The 17688-nt window shown below is 48.3% G+C and carries 23 protein-coding genes; 19 read left to right on the top strand and 4 right to left on the bottom strand.

The features are described 5' to 3' along the window. Window positions 1-15 precede the first annotated feature (15 nt). Both AC5JLB_RS12190 and petG read right to left on the bottom strand, forming a co-directional pair. The gene (locus AC5JLB_RS12190) at window positions 16-705 is read right to left on the bottom strand and encodes a DUF1361 domain-containing protein (protein ID WP_495874099.1); all 690 of its coding nucleotides are present in this window, start codon (window positions 703-705) and stop codon (window positions 16-18) included. Window positions 706-917: 212 nt separating this feature from the next. Further along, entirely contained in the window at window positions 918-1031 is a 114-nt protein-coding gene (petG, locus tag AC5JLB_RS12185; protein ID WP_495692057.1) for a cytochrome b6-f complex subunit V, read from the bottom strand. A 222-nt stretch (window positions 1032-1253) separates the two neighbouring features. Between petG and AC5JLB_RS12180 the strand changes: the two genes are divergently transcribed. Beyond that, window positions 1254-1628, top strand: coding sequence for a c-type cytochrome (locus tag AC5JLB_RS12180; protein ID WP_495874098.1), 375 nt, complete (start codon window positions 1254-1256; stop codon window positions 1626-1628). Between the two features lie 2 nt (window positions 1629-1630). Here the strand turns inward: AC5JLB_RS12180 and murD are convergent, their stop codons facing one another. Further along, complete coding sequence (gene murD, locus AC5JLB_RS12175) at window positions 1631-2995, bottom strand: UDP-N-acetylmuramoyl-L-alanine--D-glutamate ligase (protein ID WP_495874097.1); 1365 nt, start codon at window positions 2993-2995, stop codon at window positions 1631-1633. Between the two features lie 135 nt (window positions 2996-3130). Here murD and AC5JLB_RS12170 point away from each other — a divergent pair, with 135 nt between their 5' ends. Together AC5JLB_RS12170 and AC5JLB_RS12165 are read left to right on the top strand one after the other, a co-directional pair. Beyond that, the gene (locus tag AC5JLB_RS12170) at window positions 3131-3316 is read left to right on the top strand and encodes a DUF6888 family protein (RefSeq protein ID WP_495692060.1); all 186 of its coding nucleotides are present in this window, start codon (window positions 3131-3133) and stop codon (window positions 3314-3316) included. After that, window positions 3306-3500 (top strand): DUF6887 family protein, encoded by a 195-nt coding sequence (locus AC5JLB_RS12165; protein ID WP_495692061.1) that lies wholly within the window; start codon window positions 3306-3308, stop codon window positions 3498-3500. Before AC5JLB_RS12170 ends, AC5JLB_RS12165 begins: the two co-directional genes overlap by 11 nt. Before the next feature lie 270 nt (window positions 3501-3770). On the opposite strand, the gene glyS is transcribed toward AC5JLB_RS12165, so the two are convergent. Then, window positions 3771-5903 carry a glycine--tRNA ligase subunit beta gene (glyS, locus tag AC5JLB_RS12160; RefSeq protein WP_495874096.1) on the bottom strand — a complete coding sequence of 711 codons (2133 nt, stop codon included), beginning with the start codon at window positions 5901-5903 and terminating at the stop codon, window positions 3771-3773. A 107-nt stretch (window positions 5904-6010) separates the two neighbouring features. On the opposite strand from glyS, the gene AC5JLB_RS12155 reads away from it, so the two are divergent. The 16 genes from AC5JLB_RS12155 to AC5JLB_RS12080 all read left to right on the top strand — a co-directional run bounded on the left by AC5JLB_RS12155 (window position 6011) and on the right by AC5JLB_RS12080 (window position 17644). Beyond that, the gene (locus AC5JLB_RS12155) at window positions 6011-6730 is read left to right on the top strand and encodes a Uma2 family endonuclease (RefSeq protein WP_495874095.1); all 720 of its coding nucleotides are present in this window, start codon (window positions 6011-6013) and stop codon (window positions 6728-6730) included. Window positions 6731-6841: 111 nt separating this feature from the next. Then, the gene (locus AC5JLB_RS12150; RefSeq protein ID WP_495874094.1) at window positions 6842-7891 is read left to right on the top strand and encodes an ABC transporter permease; all 1050 of its coding nucleotides are present in this window, start codon (window positions 6842-6844) and stop codon (window positions 7889-7891) included. A 33-nt stretch (window positions 7892-7924) separates the two neighbouring features. Then, window positions 7925-8230, top strand: a complete 306-nt coding sequence (locus tag AC5JLB_RS12145) for a hypothetical protein (RefSeq protein ID WP_495874093.1) — start codon at window positions 7925-7927, stop codon at window positions 8228-8230. Between the two features lie 179 nt (window positions 8231-8409). After that, window positions 8410-8778 carry a hypothetical protein gene (locus tag AC5JLB_RS12140; protein ID WP_495874092.1) on the top strand — a complete coding sequence of 123 codons (369 nt, stop codon included), beginning with the start codon at window positions 8410-8412 and terminating at the stop codon, window positions 8776-8778. Between the two features lie 169 nt (window positions 8779-8947). Further along, complete coding sequence (locus AC5JLB_RS12135) at window positions 8948-9313, top strand: DUF1823 family protein (RefSeq protein ID WP_495874091.1); 366 nt, start codon at window positions 8948-8950, stop codon at window positions 9311-9313. 23 nt (window positions 9314-9336) lie between these two features. Further along, complete coding sequence (locus tag AC5JLB_RS12130; protein WP_495693666.1) at window positions 9337-9558, top strand: hypothetical protein; 222 nt, start codon at window positions 9337-9339, stop codon at window positions 9556-9558. Continuing rightward, complete coding sequence (bioF, locus tag AC5JLB_RS12125; protein WP_495874090.1) at window positions 9555-10718, top strand: 8-amino-7-oxononanoate synthase; 1164 nt, start codon at window positions 9555-9557, stop codon at window positions 10716-10718. Before AC5JLB_RS12130 ends, bioF begins: the two co-directional genes overlap by 4 nt. A 21-nt stretch (window positions 10719-10739) precedes the next feature. Beyond that, entirely contained in the window at window positions 10740-11597 is an 858-nt protein-coding gene (locus tag AC5JLB_RS12120) for an ABC transporter permease (protein WP_495874089.1), read from the top strand. A gap of 69 nt (window positions 11598-11666) precedes the next feature. Next, window positions 11667-12134, top strand: a complete 468-nt coding sequence (locus AC5JLB_RS12115) for a tetratricopeptide repeat protein (protein ID WP_495874088.1) — start codon at window positions 11667-11669, stop codon at window positions 12132-12134. A gap of 59 nt (window positions 12135-12193) precedes the next feature. Then, a complete protein-coding gene (grxC, locus tag AC5JLB_RS12110; RefSeq protein ID WP_495874087.1) occupies window positions 12194-12526 on the top strand; it encodes a glutaredoxin 3 in 333 nt (110 codons plus the stop codon). 188 nt (window positions 12527-12714) lie between these two features. After that, a complete protein-coding gene (gene psb29, locus AC5JLB_RS12105) occupies window positions 12715-13437 on the top strand; it encodes a photosystem II biogenesis protein Psp29 (protein WP_495874086.1) in 723 nt (240 codons plus the stop codon). A 222-nt stretch (window positions 13438-13659) separates the two neighbouring features. Beyond that, window positions 13660-15552, top strand: a complete 1893-nt coding sequence (locus AC5JLB_RS12100) for a lipoxygenase family protein (RefSeq protein ID WP_495874085.1) — start codon at window positions 13660-13662, stop codon at window positions 15550-15552. A 69-nt stretch (window positions 15553-15621) separates the two neighbouring features. Beyond that, the gene (gene cynS / locus AC5JLB_RS12095) at window positions 15622-16062 is read left to right on the top strand and encodes a cyanase (RefSeq protein ID WP_495874084.1); all 441 of its coding nucleotides are present in this window, start codon (window positions 15622-15624) and stop codon (window positions 16060-16062) included. A gap of 129 nt (window positions 16063-16191) precedes the next feature. After that, entirely contained in the window at window positions 16192-16866 is a 675-nt protein-coding gene (locus tag AC5JLB_RS12090; RefSeq protein WP_495874083.1) for a cation diffusion facilitator family transporter, read from the top strand. A 108-nt stretch (window positions 16867-16974) separates the two neighbouring features. Next, window positions 16975-17319 carry a nucleotidyltransferase family protein gene (locus AC5JLB_RS12085; RefSeq protein WP_495874082.1) on the top strand — a complete coding sequence of 115 codons (345 nt, stop codon included), beginning with the start codon at window positions 16975-16977 and terminating at the stop codon, window positions 17317-17319. After that, a complete protein-coding gene (locus AC5JLB_RS12080; RefSeq protein ID WP_495874081.1) occupies window positions 17291-17644 on the top strand; it encodes a HepT-like ribonuclease domain-containing protein in 354 nt (117 codons plus the stop codon). The genes AC5JLB_RS12085 and AC5JLB_RS12080 overlap by 29 nt, the downstream gene beginning before the upstream one ends. Window positions 17645-17688: the final 44 nt, after the last annotated feature.

Genomic DNA, 17688 nt, shown 5'->3' with positions numbered 1-17688 from the left:
TTAACTTCTGCAAATTTAATCGATCGCAAACTGAGAGCGAGACTGCCGCGATCGCCAGTAGGTAAACAACGCCAAATGAACAGGTTTGAACAAAGCGTATAGTCCAGCCACTACCAGAAAGGTCAGCGTCATGGCCAACAGTGGGCGCTTTCCTAACAAATCATCGAGTACCGACATCGCGACTTCATCAAGGCGCGTCACCAAATCCCAACTGTTAAATCGTAAAAATCGCCCCAAATAGATCCCGATCGCGCTCAGTCCATGAAGCATCATTTCAGCCAGCAAAATCCATTGAGTCAGTCCCCGCCGATTTAAGTAATATCCCAAATTAATCAAAGACAGAACATAAGCCTCAAATCCCGCCCAAATAAACAGGATATACAGCGGAATCAGCACGAGTGTGACAAACCATGTCGAATTTGCCGATTGGACTTGATCAATAAAATGAATAATATCTGTCAAAATATAAGGGGCGTTTGGCAAAAAGGCAACGAAGACAACCACTCCTATCCACCACCAGAACGATCGATGGCGCGATCGCAACCCAACGGGTGGCAACGTGAGTGTAGAAGCATGAAGTTGAGTTTGCCGAAATAGAAGAACGCTCAGCACTAAGGGGATAAACGCCAAGAAGAGATTCCAACTCATCCACGGAGCGTTGTCTAACAGCACGGACCAAGCTTGTGAGAGGAGAGATCTAACCATAATAGAAGTTGGAAAGGTGATGCATAGCAATTTCAGCACGCTTACAGAATGCTGCTCTAGTGCTGGTTCACCATAGCTTAAGGTCGAAGCTTGTCATTGGTATGACAGGTTCATAACCATTCCAAGAATTATTTTCAGCAAAAAACCGCTCTGATGGGCTCAAAGCGGTTTCGGCAACGGTATCACCTACAGGTTTAAGCTATGGGTTTAAGCTATAGGTTTAACTTATTATCCCGGCGATATTGAGTGTAAGCTGCAACAAATAAGCCCGCCAGCGTCACTGGAATAAGCCCTAATACGATGCCCAGCAAAATTGGCTCAATCATGACTGAATCTCCTCAGTTCTTTAAAGTTCTGAAACATTGCGATTTGCTCTTATTGTCTATCCTACTGGGTCTGGAGGTCAATCAGTGCAACGAATTGGGCAATGAGATTTAGGTTTCGCGAGAGATTCATTCATCCTCAAAGTCAAGTGTTGCCAAAATTTGTTAAAGTCTGTTTAGTAAATGAGTGAACATTCTTTACAAGCTGAACTGAAGTAAGACCCTTTGAACGAGCAATTTGCCAAACCTGTCGTCTCTCCCCAAAAATTGGTTGCGATCGCATTAGTGGTCGCGATCGCCATTGTGCTGGGCGTGCTATCGGTTTACGAGATTCGGAAGCCTAATCCGTACGCGCGCGAGGTGCTGGCGCTTCAAGGCGATAGCATTCAGGGTCACGCCATTTTTCAGATTAACTGTTCGGGCTGTCACGGCATCCTGGCAGACGGAAAAGTGGGGCCTAGTTTGAAAGGCATTTCTACCCGGAAGTCGCGTCCGCGATTGATCGAGCAAGTCATTAGCGGTGAAACGCCCCCAATGCCCAAGTTTCAGCCGAGTCAGAAAGAAATGGCAGATTTGTTGAGCTATTTAGAAAGTTTGTAACGTTAGGAAAGCAGTTCTAAGCACAACTGTCGGAAGTGATCGCCGCGTTGCTCAAAGTTTGGATATTGGTCAAAGCTAGCGCAGGCAGGCGAGAGCAAAACAACTTGAGCAGAGTACTGTTTAGCAACGTCTCGCGATCGCGCCACTGCCCGCTCCATCGTTTCCACAATTTCGTAATTAGAATATCCAATCTCGTCTAACCGCTTGGCAAACGCAGAAGCTGCTTCACCAATCAGCAGCACGGCAGCCGCTTTCTGCTGGATGACACCTAGCCACGCCTGATCATCTCCGACCTTCGGCTCACCGCCCGCAATCAAAATCGCTGGACTCTTAACGGCAGATAATCCAACTTCGGCAGCATCGTAGTTCGTGGCTTTACTGTCATTAATAAAGTCGATCCCGTTCCAGGTGTGAATATGCTCCAGTCGATGCGCCACACCGGGAAACTTTGCCACAGCTTGTGCGATCGCGCTCTTTTCCACACCCGACAAATGCGCTGCTGCTACAGCCATCAGCAGATTCTGCACATTGTGCGCTCCCGGCATTCGCAACGCATCTGCCCGAACGAGGCGTTCCCCTCGGACGATCACCCAACCGTCTTCAAGGTATGCCCCCAGTTCCGGGTTGCCAACCAATTTAGACTTACCGATTACGCTCGTCCAGCAAGCATCTGCCCGAACCGGATACGCCTGCTGAAGCCCAATATTTCTGAGGTAGGGATCGTCGCCATTGAAAATCTGAGTTTCAGATTGCCCCAGTAAGTGAGCTTTGATATTGAAGTAATTTTCAAGGGTTTTATGGCGAGCCAGATGATCGGGTGTAAAGGTCGTCCAGATGCCGATTTGCGGTGCGATCGCGGGCGAAGATTCGATTTGGTAGCTGCTGAGTTCTGCGATCGCATAGTCTGGTTTTTCTTCTAATAGCGCCACTTCGCACGCGGCATAGCCAATATTGCCAAAGGCAGGCGCACGATATCCGGCCGTCTCAAAAATTGCAGCCGTTAATGCGGTTGTCGTTGTTTTGCCATTTGTGCCTGTAATGGCGATCCAGGGACAGTCTCGAAGATAGCGCCACGCTAGTTCCATCTCGCCGATGGTGTCAATTCCTAATGCCCGCGCTGACAATAAACCCGGCACATCCCACGGTACCCCCGGACTGACCACAACCAAGTCTGGTTTAGTAGATTCTGGACTAAAGGTATCACCAAGCTGAACCGCGATTCCTTCGGAGAGAAGCTCTTGTTGCTGCTGCTGCAAAGCGGGAGATGTCCCGCGATCGCTAATCGTGACACGCCATCCTTCTCGGTTCAGCAATCGAGCGGCTGCATTCCCAGATTTTCCCAAACCGATCACAGAAGCGCTTGGCATAGTCAAGAGGCGAAAAATTTGCACCCTCTATAGTACTGCTTTATGAAAGTACTGCTTAAAGATTCATTACAGTTCATAAGATTGTGACATGATATTTCCTACGCATATAATTTGCTCGCTAGAATGTAACGACACATGTACCCAACCGCCAAGCAAGAAGCAAAGTGCTTTATTCTCTGCCAGCGTCTTACCGCGATGTTTCTCCCGATCTGGATTGTCAGGCTCGATGAGCGGAACGGAGAAATTTTTATTTTGGCAGGGGAAGAAATGGCAATTGTAATTAATACTGATGGAGAGTGGGAGTTTGACAATGAAGCCTAACTTTAGCGTAATGAGTATTCCTGAGTTGAAAGCCTATTTGCTAGAGAATCGAAACGATGGTGAAGCAGTTCATGCCATCATCGAGAAGATTCATCTCAACCCAAACACGAAACGCTATTCTGCAGAGGATGCCGATCGCTTGCCCGAAATTTATGAGGAGCATCGCAAACGGCAGGGAGCATAAAAGTGTCTTTGAGCGAATTCTAACGAGAGCGAGTGTGAGTGGTGAACGGTTACATTTCAATCGATTGTTTAAAACTTTAAAGTCAAATCAATAGTATTGAATAAAGCTTCTAAGTAGATGAACTTTATTAAACGACTTAATTAAACATAAGATGCTTGTGTTGCCCTCATCCCAACCCTTTCCCGCAGGAGAAGAGTTAGGGAATGAGGGTCTTCGGTTTAAGGGGGTCTTCCTACTTACCACCTCATCATCTAATGGCTTAGGATTTCCCTAGGCTTGCTTTGCAATCGCTCCAAAATCTGCCAAGACTCGCCCATAATTTCGCAGAATTCCCAATAGATTCAAACGATTTTGTTTAATGTCAGGATCATTGTCCATCACCAGCACACTATCTTCTCCATCAAAGAAGGTGCTGACCGTTGGCGCAATTTGACTCAGAGCCGTGATCAGTTTGGAGTAGTCTGCTTGTCCTTGCATGGTTTGTAACGATTGCAAGGCATCGTAGAATGCTTTCTCAGAATTTTTCTGGAATAAATCAGGACGAATGACAACGGTTGGGTCAAGCTGTTGAGTATCTAAACTTCCCTGAGCCGCGAGACGAGAGGCGCGATTGACAGTCTCGTATATTGCAGACAGGCGACCATCGTTACGTATGGTTTGAAGAAATGAAGCGCGATCGCGCACATCTAACAGATCACTCAATGCCCGCTCTGCATACGTTCGGTCGTTCTCACCCAACACCGCATTCACCAAGTCATAATCGATGTTGCGGTCTTCACGCAGCAATGTTTCAACTCGTTGCAAGAAGAACTCTTTTAGCTGTTTCAGTAAATCTTCAGGCGTGAGTTTGAGTTGGGTAGAACTGGTCACGATCGCGTCTAGTAGTGCATTGAGATTGATGTTGAGATTGGCTGCCCAAGTAATATTGACGATTGCGGTTGCCGCACGCCGCAGAGCAAACGGATCAGACGATCCAGACGGAATCAGTCCCAGTCCAAAGATGCCAATCAGGGTATCTAAGCGATCGGCAAGCCCAACGACTTGTCCGACCAGCGATTGAGGCAATACGTCACCCGCGCCTTTGGGCAGATAGTGTTCTGCGATCGCAACGGCAACCGCTTCGGGTTCACCACTCGATCGGGCATACTTTTCACCCATGATGCCCTGCAATTCGGGGAATTCTCCCACCATTTGAGTGACGAGATCGGCTTTACAAAGGAGTGCGGCACGTTGAATGTGCGTCAGCGGGTCGCCTGTGATGTTTAATTGAGTCGCAATTTGAGCTGCGATCGCGACAATGCGATCCGCTTTCGCTCGCATCGATCCGAGATCTGCTTGAAAGGTGACGGTTTCAAGCTTAGGTAAGTAGCTTTCAAGTGGAGCTTTGCGATCGATATCGAAGAAAAATTTGCCATCCGATAACCTGGCTCGAATCACGCGTTCGTTTCCAGCGGCAATAATATCTGCCTTTTTGGGATCGCCATTAGAGGCAGTAATAAAGTAAGGTAGCAACTGATTTGAGTCTTTCTGACACACCGGAAAATACCGCTGATGGCTCTCCATTTCAGTTGTCACCACTTCTGATGGAATTTCTAAAAACTTGGCGTCAAACTTACCGACCACTGCTGATGGATATTCGACCAAATTAGTGACTTCTTGGAGTAAGTCACGATTGATGATCGCAACGCCGCCCACTTGATTTGCAGCATCGCGCACTTGCTGCTCAATCGTCGCTTTTCGATGTTCGGGATCAACATCAACATAAGCAGCACTCAACGTATTGATGTAAGCATCTGCATTCGGAATGGAAACCGGATCAGGATGAAGTACACGATGTCCCCACGAAATGCGATTAGCGCGATAGGAAATGGAATGGCTAACGAGATCAATCGGCAAAACATCTTGATCTAATAGCGCGACCAACCATCGAATGGGGCGAGAGAACTTTAGGTCTCCGTCTGACCATCGCATGAAGCGTTTGCCATCCAATCCTGTGATCCACTGAGGAATTTGTTCGGTGAGCAGATCTGCGATCGCCCGTCCTTTAATCCGTTTTTGCACAAACACAAACTCGCCCTTGTCCGTCGGACGAATTTCTAATGCATCGATCGAAACGCCTTGCTTCTGAGCAAATCCTTCTGCCGCTTTGGTAGGTTGCCCATCTTTGAACGCCGCTTTTGCCGGAGGCCCCTTCACCTCTTCATCTTGGTCAGGCTGTTGACTCGGTAAACCTTTGATCAGCACGGCTAGGCGACGCGGCGTTCCGTAATACTCGATTTTCTCCGGGGTGAGACTGAGTTCCGCTAGAAGTTTTGGCAGGCGCGATCGCCACTGATTTAGCGCTTCGTCCACAAAACTTGCAGGTAATTCTTCTGTCCCAACTTCGAGTAAAAATGACGGCATGATTCTTCAGCTTCTAGAGGCAAAATGATTTGCAGATCGGTCAATCTCACTAGTTTACCGCGTAGGATGAAGGGTATAGACAAGTCTTGTTTTTGGGAGCAGTGGCTATGGTGTTAGACCTGCGATCGCATCAATCCGACATCATTTATCCAGACAGCGACGGGCAACCGATGGCAGACAATACGAAGCAGTTTGAGTACATTGTCTACATCAAAAAAGGACTCGACTGGATTTTTGCTGACCATTCAGACGTGTTTGTGGGGGGCGATCTGCTGTGGTACCCGATCGAGGGAAACAACAAGCTCCGGCAAGCCCCAGATGTAATGGTCGTGTTTGGCAGACCGAAGGGCGATCGAGGCAGCTATCAGCAGTGGAGAGAAAGTGGCATTCCGCCTCAAGTCGTGTTTGAGATTATCTCACCTGGAAATACGTTTCCGGAGATGAACCGCAAACATCAGTTCTATGAGCGTTATGGCGTCGAGGAATATTACCTATACGATCCCGATCGCCTCAATTTGGCGGGCTATTTGCGAGTTGAAGATTCGCTAGAAGAAATTGACGGCATGGCCCAATGGATTAGTCCTCGCTTGCGGGTTCGATTTGAGTTAAACGATACAGGAAAACTCACACTCTACCGACCCGACGACCAGCCGTTTGAAACCTATGAAGAAGTTGCTACTCGCGCAGAACAAGAACGGCAACGCGCAGAACAAGAACGGCAACGCGCAGAACAAGAACGGCAACGCGCAGAAGATGCCGAAGCAAGAGCAACCCTTCTAGCGGAGAGACTTCGAGCCGCAGGCATCAATCCTGATGTTCTGGAGTAGTACCTGTCTCTCTACTAATGAGCCGTTAAGTCATGAGGCGTTAAGCGATTTGATCAGAAGTAGAGAGAGATCATCGCTATAATCACTATTCATTCCCCATGCAGCTTGGCAATGACAACTTCTCCCCGTGGAACACTAAAGTCTGGCATTAATCGGTTTGTAGACGCGATCTCAAGTGAAACAACGGTTTACGTCATCAAGCGATTATTACAAGCGCTATTAACTTTGTTTCTTGCTTCGGCACTGAGCTTCTTCATCATTCAGCTTGCGCCCGGAGATTATCTTGATACGTTGCGAGAAAATCCTAAAATTTCCCCCGAACGCATCGATCAACTGAGACGTCAGTTTTTATTAGACAAATCCTGGATTGAGCAATATTTTCGTTGGGTGTGGAACATCATCTCCAGAGGCGATTTTGGCACGAGCTTTGTCTACAACCGCTCTGTTGTGTCGCTGCTGTGGGAACGAGTTCCAGCGACGCTGCTGATCGCGCTTACGTCGCTGGTGTTGACATGGGCGATCGCCATTCCAATGGGCATCGTTGCTGCGATCTACCAACAGCGCTGGGTCGATCGGATTCTTCAACTCATTAGCTATACCGGGCAGGGATTTCCAAGCTTTATCACGGCGCTGTTGCTGCTGATTTTGGCGCAGAACACGTCGCCTTTGTTTCCGGTCGGAGATATGACGAGTGTTGATTTTGCAGATCTGAACTGGTTTGGCAAGTTTCTGGATGTGGGTTGGCACGTGATTTTGCCCACGATCGCGCTGAGTGTGACGAGTTTTGCTGGATTGCAACGCATTATGCGGGGTCAACTGCTCGATGTGTTGCGGCAAGATTACATTCAGACAGCACGAGCAAAGGGTTTACCTGAAAATCGAGTCATCTATGTTCATGCGCTAAGAAATGCCATTAATCCACTCATCACACTGTTGGGATTTGAGTTTGCAAGTTTGTTGAGTGGTGCGTTTATTACAGAGTTTTTCTTCAATTGGCCTGGTCTTGGACGGCTGATTTTGCAAGCGGTGCAAGCCCAAGATTTGTACTTAATTATGGCAAGTCTGATGATGGGGGCGGTCATGCTAATTGTGGGCAACCTAATTGCTGATTTGCTATTAAAAGCGGTTGATCCTCGAATCAAATTGGCAGACCTGAATTGATGGCAATGCAGAACTTTAAAGTTTGAATCGCTTATGTTCTCTCAGTCGTATTATCTGATTCGCTCTCGTATAGACGGGAGTTATTTAGCGGCTTATCCCAATCAAGCGGAGGGTGAGAAGTCGCGATCGCCTTCGGACGGATATGTTTTAGTATTTTCAGAACATTCTGATGTACTAATGTATCTCAATAAATTTGGGGCAGATGTGCGCGATCGCTTCACGACCGAAACCCTACCTAGCTCGCAACTTGCGAGTATTCTGAAGCGCTGGGGTTACAAAGGCGTTGGCATGGTTAAAGATCCATTACTGCCAAACATTGATTTTTTATCGAAAGCATAATTAATTTTCCTTCTCATCCTCCATAAGAAGGGCAAGCAAACCTGACAAGTTCATCCTCGTTGCAGATGTGATAGAACCTTGAAGTTTGAGTAGATGGACATGAATTAAATTCAACTCTTATGGGTTCTTGAAGGTTAAGAGCCTAGAGAGAAATCTATTGCCTTTTTGGAGGATATTGTATGAAGTCTATGTTAACAAAAGTACGTGCCCTACTAACCGTTTGTGTATGTGCATTATTGGTGTTCTTAACCGTTATTCCATCTGCGATCGCAACTCCCATGAGGGGTGAGGCGACTGAGCCTGCGAAGACCTACGAAAAGACTGCGGTAGACGCGATCAACGATGGTGGTCCCAAGTCTTTAGAGAGAATTCAGGAAAGACAAGCAGGTGGATTGAACGAAATTCAGGGTACCGCTGGCCTCAACGACCAAAAGCGTCCTAGCAACTCTAGCAGCGATACGATTGAGAGCAAGATCAAGCGGGGGCTAGAAAAAGTTGAGGGTAAAGGCAAGGACGCTGTAGACTCTGCGAAAGATGCAGTTCGTTAAGCTGCGGTCTTGAATTGTTAAACTTGAATTGAATTGTAAATCGGAGGCGATACCGTCTCCGATTTTTTGATGTCAAGTTTCTTGATGTGAAGGACAAGAGCAGAAGGCGCTCACAATCTTTTTCTGCAGATCAATATACGATGCTAAGTGAACGATCGCAGGTCTTTCCATGTCCGATTTGCCACCTCTTACAACCGATACCATCTGGGCAATTCTTAACGACACCCTTGATGACGACACGACTAATCGCCTCGTCTGGCATTATTTGGGCTACCGCTACAACGAAACGTGGAAGACAACAAACGTAACTCCTGAGTGGCGCGACGCCTATCCTGAACCGCCTAATTTTATTGAAAGTCGTCCTGCAACCGTGAAGCTGACGCGATCGCTGCCGCCCGAAAACAAACAGCTTCTCAAAGAAAAACTCGGCTTTGCAGGCTATAAAGTCGGTGAACTGATTCCTCGCAAAACCAGACGGGCAACAATGGCAAATTGGCTGCTAAGCTACATGCAGCAAAATGGAATTAGCATTTAGATAGTATTCAAGAGGTTGGCACAATGGGAATCGAGCGTCGCATGTCTCGCGCCATGTTTTTAGCTGAAGAAGTCGTGCAACTGCGGCAATTATGCTTCACACCGGGCAGAGTCTACCAACCCGGACACTACATTTCAGGAGAACTACCGGATGTGGCGTTTGAAATGGGTTTAGTCGATAAACTACCTCCCGTTCGCGGCAAGAGCGCTGAAATTCGCAATGTTGAACCGGATGAGAAGGCATGACCACGAATCCCTACAGTTGGATTGAGCAATCGCTAGACACAATCCATCAAGCGGGTTGGTATCGATCAACAAACACTATCTCCGGTCGTCCGGGTGCAACCATCGAGATTGACGGACGACCTTATCTTAATTTTGCAAGCAATGACTATCTGGGCTTAGCGGGAGATGATCGCTTAATTGCCGCCGCGATCGCCGCTACTCAAGACCATGGCACAGGTTCAACCGGATCGCGCCTGCTCACGGGACACCGAGAACTCCATCGAGCCTTAGAACGCGCGATCGCAACGCTCAAACAGACTGAGGATGCGCTTGTCTTTAGTTCTGGGTATTTGGCTAATATAGGCGCGATCGCATCACTTCTTGGCAAGCGGGATTTAGTTCTTGCAGATCAATACAATCATTCCAGTTTGAGGACTGGTGCGATCGTGAGTGGCGCAACGATTCTGGATTACGCTCATTGCAATATTGAGGATTTAAAAAACAAACTCGCTCAACAGCGACAAGGGTTTCAGCGTTGTCTTATTCTCACTGATAGCATATTCAGCATGGATGGCGATTTGTGCCCATTGCCAGAGATCCTTAATCTAGCTGACCAATTTGAATGCATGGTATTGATCGATGAAGCTCATGCAACCGGCGTGATGGGTGAAACGGGAGCCGGATGTGTCGAACACTTTGGCTGCACTGGACGCAAGATTGTTCAAATGGGAACGCTCAGCAAAGCATTAGGCAGTTTAGGTGGCTACATTGCAGGCTCAGCACCGCTAATCGATTTCCTTCGCAATCGTGCCCCGAGTTGGATTTACACGACTGGACTTTCTCCGGCAGATACAGCCGCCGCCTTAGAAGCAATTCGTATTGTGCGACATGAACCACACCGTAGACAGCACCTCTGGAATTTGGTCACGCGACTTAAAGCTGTCCTCCAACAGACGGGATTGAAGGTACTACCGTCCGAATCGCCTATTTTGTGCGTGCAGTTTCCCAACGTCAAGAGCGCTTTAGAGACGAGCCAAGCACTAAAAGAACAAGGAATTTTTGCCCCTGCCATTCGTCCGCCCACTGTACCGACCAGCCGAATTCGCTTCACCGCCATGGCAACTCACGAACCTGAGCAAATTCATCGTTTAGCCACTGCATTCGGCTTATTGTGTGTTTAGGTGTGTCGCTATTCGAGAAGTATGGTTGCCATTAAGTTAACAGAACGACGAGCGCTAGGGCGATTTTGGCAGTCGATTTCTGGCAGAATCGGACTGGTCTTGACGATCGCACTGTTGATGTTGGCGATCGCGGCTCCCCTGCTTCACCCTTATGATCCCACCACTGATCGCGATTACCTCGCAAGGCTAGTTCCGCCCAGCGCCAATCACCTGTTTGGAACCGATGGCCTAGGACGAGATTTATTCACCCTTGTTTGGTACGGCATTCAGACTTCACTACTGATTAGTTTGGTTGCTGTGGGATTCGGAGCCTCAATTGGGCTTGTGTTGGGTTTAATAGCGGGTTATTTTCGGGGCTGGTTAGAGGCAATCATTGGTTGGATAACGGACATTGTGCTGGCGTTTCCGTCGATTTTGCTCGCGATCTCAATCGTGACCGTTACTAGTCCCAGCCTGCAAAGCGTGATGATCGCCGTTGCCGTTGTGCAAGTTCCGATCTACGTCCGGCTCACCCGTAGCGTGGTTCTGTCTCTGCGCGAACAGGAATTTGTCGAAGCTGCCAGAGCGCTTGGCGCAACGTCTTTACACATTCTGTGGCGACACATTCTGCCCGCCAGTTTGACGCCGCTCGTGGTGCAAGCCACGCTTTCCCTTGGAACCGCTACCTTAGAAGCAGCAGGACTCGGCTTTTTAGGACTCGGTGCACAGCCTCCTACGCCCGAACTCGGAACTCTGTTAGCCGATGCATTTCGAGGCGGCTATTCGCTTTCTTCGCCTTGGACGACTCTGTTTCCCGGACTCGTGATCACCTTGATTGTGTTGGCATTCAATCTACTCGGCGATGGGTTACGGGATGCCTTCGATCCACGGTCACGTTAACCAGGTAGGGTATTAAAAGAACTTTAGTCCCGAAGCAGTTCATCGTTCACGAACACCAACCTACGAATTATGGACGCGGAGCTTTTTCCATTACTTGAATCCCTCAAAAACCCTGATGAAGCAGTGCGGGCGGATGCAACCCAAGCGCTTTGGCAGATTTGGTTTGGTCAGAAAGGGGCAGCAGGTCTGCAAACCTTACAGCGAGCGCAAATCTTGCTAGAAGCAGGAGAAGCGGATCAAGCGGAAGCCCTGCTCTCAGAAGTCATCGAGCAAATGCCTGATTTTGCTGAAGCCTGGAATCGGCGAGCAGTGCTGTATTTTGTGCAAGGAGACTATAGGAAAGCAATCGCAGACTGTCGCCAAGCGATCGCGCTTGTCCCCGTCCATTTTGGGGCGCTGCACGGGTTAGGATTGTCCCTCGCCTCGATTGGCGAATATCGAGAAGCGATTCAAGCCTTTCGTCAAGCGCTTGAAATTCAGCCGTATGCGATCGAGAATCAAAAATTGATTTTTGAATGTACCGCCAAACTCTCGTAAAGAATTTTGCTCATCCGCTTACTTTTTATCTTAATTTTCTGTATAAGGGACGATTAGATATGCAGTTCTTCGACTTTCTCCTAGGACGACCCTCCGATCAGCTCAAGTCAAACGTTGAAATTTACACGTGGCAAACCTGCCCTTACTGTATCCGCGCCAAACTGCTGTTGCGCTGGAAGGGCGTGAAATTCACCGACTACAAAATTGATGGCGACGGAGCCGCCAGAGTGAGAATGGCAAACCGCGCCAACGGACGCCGCACCGTTCCTCAAATTTTTATCAACGATCAGCACATTGGCGGCTGTGATGAATTGTATGCTCTCGATCGCGAAGGAAAGCTTGATTTGATGTTGAGCGAGGGAGGAAAAATAGGGATGAGGGATGAGGGATGAGGGATGAAAGATGAGGGATGAAGGGAGCATGGGAATGAGGTCGCCGTTTGTAGAAAGCTTAAACAGCAGGTTGGCTCGCTTCTGAAAAACTCATCCCTCATCCCTCATCCCTCATCCCTTTCTTTAAAGGTTCATCCCTCATCCCTGTTTGTGACACAATAAAGTAACGTAGCTCACCCAAGTACATCGTGAACACAGTCCGCACCGTTTCAGATACCAAGCGAGCGTTCTACAACCTCCACACCCGTCCGGTTAACTCGATCTACCGCCGGGTTGTCGAAGAATTGATGGTGGAGATGCATTTACTCGCCGTCAATGTGGACTTTCGCTACAACCCAATCTATGCCTTGGGCGTTGTCACGTCTTTCGATCGCTTTATGCAGGGCTATCGTCCTGAGCAGGACAAAGAATCGATCTTCAACGCTCTGTGTCGATCGACCGAGGACGATCCTGATAGATACCGCCAAGATGCTCAACACCTTTTGTCCACAGCGTCTCGTTTTTCTTGGGACACCGTTCTCATGCCAGAGAAGTCTGAAGGGATTTCAGATCTCGCGTCGTTGCGCGAATCGCTACAGAGCATTGCGGGTGATGCCAAGTTTAAGTACAGCCGCTTGTTCGCGATCGGCTTATTCACTCTGCTAGAGACCGCAGATGCTGATCTTGTAAAAGACGAAGTGCAGCGGACACAGGCCTTAAATCAAATCTCTCAAGCACTGAACTTACCAGCAGACAAAACTCAGAAAGATCTAGACCTCTATCGCAGCAACCTCGAAAAGATGGTGCAGGTGCAGGCGATGATGGCCGATGTGCTGATCGCCGATCGCAAGAAACGCGAAGAACGCGCTCAAGCAAAAGCTGATGCCGCGAATTCTGAAGCGCCCAAAGATGAGGCTGCTTCCGGGTCATAGCATCGCTTAAGGTTTGAATCAGAAATAGGGATGGCAATATGCCGTCCCTATTTTATTGTGCAGAATATTTTTTATTTTATAAAGTTTTCCTGATCAGAAAAACTTGGCTTGGAATCGGTTAGTCAGGCAGTGAAGCTACTGAGTGTCCTGATTTCGATTCGTCAAAGCTCCGAAGGATTGCCTAGTCCTATTCGTCACCGCCGCAAGAGGCGGAGGTAAGCCATGTCTGATCAATCGCTTGAGTTACAACAAGATTTTTATCGCTACGATCCCAACGCTTTAAATTCGGACGCTGGCCCCTCTCGTATCTTTCCGTATCGAGGAACAGAGGGTATGTTGCGCTACCTGATTGACGAACTTGGAGAAAATTGGATTGCTAAAGCTCAGCTTCCGTCTCCTGTTCTAGAGGTGCTAGAAGAGTTTGAGAAATTTGGTAAAACCGCAGAAGAAACATGGCTGAAGCTAACCACTGTGTTGGTCGATCTAGAAATTTTTCAGTCCGATTTGTTCAACTCTACTTTGCCGCCCGATGAACAATTTAGCTCAGAGTTTGTGCGACTGCGAAAGGCGATGGGTGAAGCTCTATTAGCTGCCAGAAAAGCGGCGGCAACAACGGACACACTTGAAGCGCAACGCGACCAGTTTTATGGGGCGCTAGAGCAGCACGGTCGCAAACGTCCAGCAATGAAAGCGATTCATAAACGGGATGAAGGACTCAGCGATCGCGAGTTTGCTCGGCAGCGTCTCGCGGGTCCAAACCCCATTCAAATCCAGCGTGTGCAGGAGCGATCGCAGCTTGAAGGACTAAATCAAGCGTATACCTTGATGAATGGTGAAACGATTACGCTCTCGGATGCCACCGAGCAAAATCGTTTGTTTGCGATCGAGTATCCGCTTCTAAACCTCGCTTCAGAGGAGCTGCAAATCGGGCGCTATGTCGGCAGTCCCAAAGCATTCTTCTATAACAACAATCAAGCCTTAGAGCCGCTATTGATTCAACTTGAGCCAGGCGGCAAGGTTTACACGCCAAAGGATGCAGATGATTGGATGCGGGCGAAGCTCTATGTGCAAGTTGCGGATGTAACGCAGCATGAATTAGTGACGCATCTAGGGTTTACCCATTTGGCAATGGAAGCCTTTGCGATCGCCACCCCGCGCCGTTTGCCGTCTAATCATCCATTGCATCGATTACTGCGTCCTCACTTCAAATTCTTACTCGCGATCAATACCCGTGGCAACGCCATTTTGCTTGGAGAAGGAGCCGCAATCGATAATTTAATGGCTCCCACCAGAGCAGTTTCACTGTCCATTATTAACCGTTCATATCGGGCCACATCGTTTTCTAGCCACGCTTTGCCGACTGATATTCACAAGCGAGGCATTGAACCCGAATTTTTAGCAGATTATCCCTATCGCGATGATGCTCAACTTGTGTGGGACGCCATTCATCGATATGTTGCTAACTACGTAGAGCAGTACTATCAAACCGATGTAGACGTTCAGCGCGATGCGTATCTACAAGCGTGGGCGGCAGAATTGGGTCTACCGTTGAATCTGCGATCGCCGCAAGAATTTGCTCAAGCGCCCGATTGGGTTCCGAGCGCGATCACACAAGAAGCCGGACTCGCGATCGATCTACCGTCTTACTCGCGTGTGCCTGATTTTCCAACGGCCAAGCATCCGGGGCAATTTACAACCGTGCAGCAAGTGATTGAGGTTGCCACACAAATTATCTTTACCTGTAGCGCTCAACATGCGGCGGTCAATTTCAGCCAATTTGATTACTTTGGCTTCGTGCCAAATTCGCCCCTTGCGGCCTATACTCGTCCCGATGTTCCCGCCGCGTTGGAAGAGATTTTGCCGAATGCAGAAAAAGATTTAGGACAGATGGAACTGGCGTTTGCATTGAGCGGCATTCGCTGGAGTCAGTTGGGAAGTTCTCAGATGATCCAGTTTAATAAGCAATGCGATCGCCAAGTTCTCCAAAAATTTCAGAGCGAATTGGCGCAGATTGGAACAACGATCAATCATCGCAACGCTCACCGAAAGCTAAACGCAGGAATAGATTATCCTTACTTGCATCCGGCGCTGATTCCCAACAGCATCAACATTTAGTATCACTCAATACATTCAAATCGAGAATTCCTCGATTACAAGTTTAAGAGCGATCTTACTGTTTACCCGATGATGACTCCAGAAATTACCGAGAAGCTTTTAGCAGCTAAAAAGGAAAAAGGCTTAACGTTTGCCGCGCTTGAAGACCTCTTGGGACGAGATGAAGTTTGGCTTGCGGCTCTGTTTTACCGTCAAGCCAGCGCTTCTGAAGAAGAAGCGACAAAACTTTTAGCCGCTTTAGGATTAAGCTCCGATCTTGCGCCAGAACTCACCAGTTTTCCAGTCAAAGGATTGGGTCCTGTTGTGCCGACCGATCCGTTGGTGTATCGGTTCTACGAGATCATGCAAACTTATGGAATGCCGATCAAAGAAGTGATTCAGGAGAAGTTTGGCGATGGAATTATGAGCGCGATCGACTTCACGCTCGATATTGAGAAAGAAGCCGATCCGAAGGGCGATCGCGTCAAAGTGGTTATGAATGGAAAATTCTTGCCCTATAAAAAATGGTGAGGCGATCGGAAACTTGCGTATCCGTGCTTCAGTCACTACTACCGTCTCTGGGATTTTATCTAGAACGACTCTCGTTCTTGTAAAGGCTAGAGTAGGATAAATTGGCTGTACCACGATTGACGAGTACCGATGCACGCTCCCCATTCTACCGACTGTTCTTGTTTGATCCATGACCCTAAAACCAAGCAACGGCAACTCTTAATCGCATTAGCATTCGTGAGCAGTTTCGCTGGAGTGGAGCTGTGCGTTGGGTTATCGAGCCACAGCCTAGCGCTATTGGCAGAGTCTGGACATATGGTGTCTGACTGTTTTGCGCTGCTGTTAGCATTTCTGGCTACTCGGATGTCTCAGTCGTCACTGCAATGGGGCTGGATTGGCGTCAACACCATTGCGGTGAAACCCAACCGTTCGCTCGAAACATGGGCCGCGTTGCTCAATAGCTGTGGTTTAGTCATGGTGACGGTCTGGATTGCTTGGGAAGCGATCGCGCGGTTTGGGCTGCCTGCTCCCGATATTGCCAGTCAACCAATGCTGATCACCGCGATCGTCGGTCTGATCATCAATGGAATCAATATTGCTGTTTTGCACCAAGGCAGCGATATTGATTTAAATTTGCGAGCCGCTTTTCTGCATGTCGTCGCCGATGCATTGGGCGCAGTCGGCGTCATTTTCGCCGCGATCGCAGTTGCCGCCTTTCATTGGGTGTGGGCAGATAGCGTCATTAGCCTTGCGATCGCGGTGTTGATTCTTGGTTCTGCCGTTCCGCTGATCGGGCAAAGCCTCAAGCAACTGAAAGGAATTTGATCACCCTCCACACCAGCAAGGGTAGAGCCGAGGCTAATCCTCGCACAGTTTCCAACCTACATCTGTTAGAACTGAAGAAGGAGAGCGAATTAGAGAAAATGAACCCAAATGCTTCACTCTAAACTTCACGATCGCTTAAACATTACACCCGCGCAACTCGCCGAATTTTGTCAGCGTTGGTGTGTTGCCGAACTATCACTCTTTGGCTCTGTCTTGCGCGACGACTTTCGACCCGACAGCGACATCGACGTGTTGGTGACCTATCAAGCCACTGCAAAACGAGGATTATTTGAAAAAATGACTATGCAAGAAGAGTTAGAAACCCTTCTGCACCGCAAAGTCGATCTAGTTAGCAAAAGGGCAATCGAACAAAGTCAAAACTGGATTCGACGCAAAAACATTTTAAACTCAGCCGAGGTCGTCTATGCTGCGCGATCAAGAGGCGCTTCTTGACATTTTAAAGGCCATCAAACTGATTTTTCAGTACGTAGAGGGAATTGATCCAGATGCGATAGCCATCAACATTGAAAAACAAGATGCTATTTTGCGCCGCATTACTATTATTGGCGAAGCAACCAAACGGCTATCGCAACGTTTTAGAGAACATCATTCAGAAATTCCTTGGAAACAGATTGCAGGAATGCGCGATGTTATCACTCACGACTATGATGAAGTCGATCTCGAAGAGATTTGGACAGTCATAAACGAAAACTTACCTCAACTCTTGACCTACATTGAGCCTTTGGTGTCTGATGAAGAGGACAAAAAGCAGGAATAGGCTATCCTCTTTCCCATGACAATCATCTCTGTTCAGGTCAATCA

It is taken from the genome of Myxacorys chilensis (assembly GCF_059505265.1).
The sequence above is the reverse complement of the archived record's forward strand: the minus strand, read 5'-3'. Positions and strand labels throughout refer to the sequence as shown.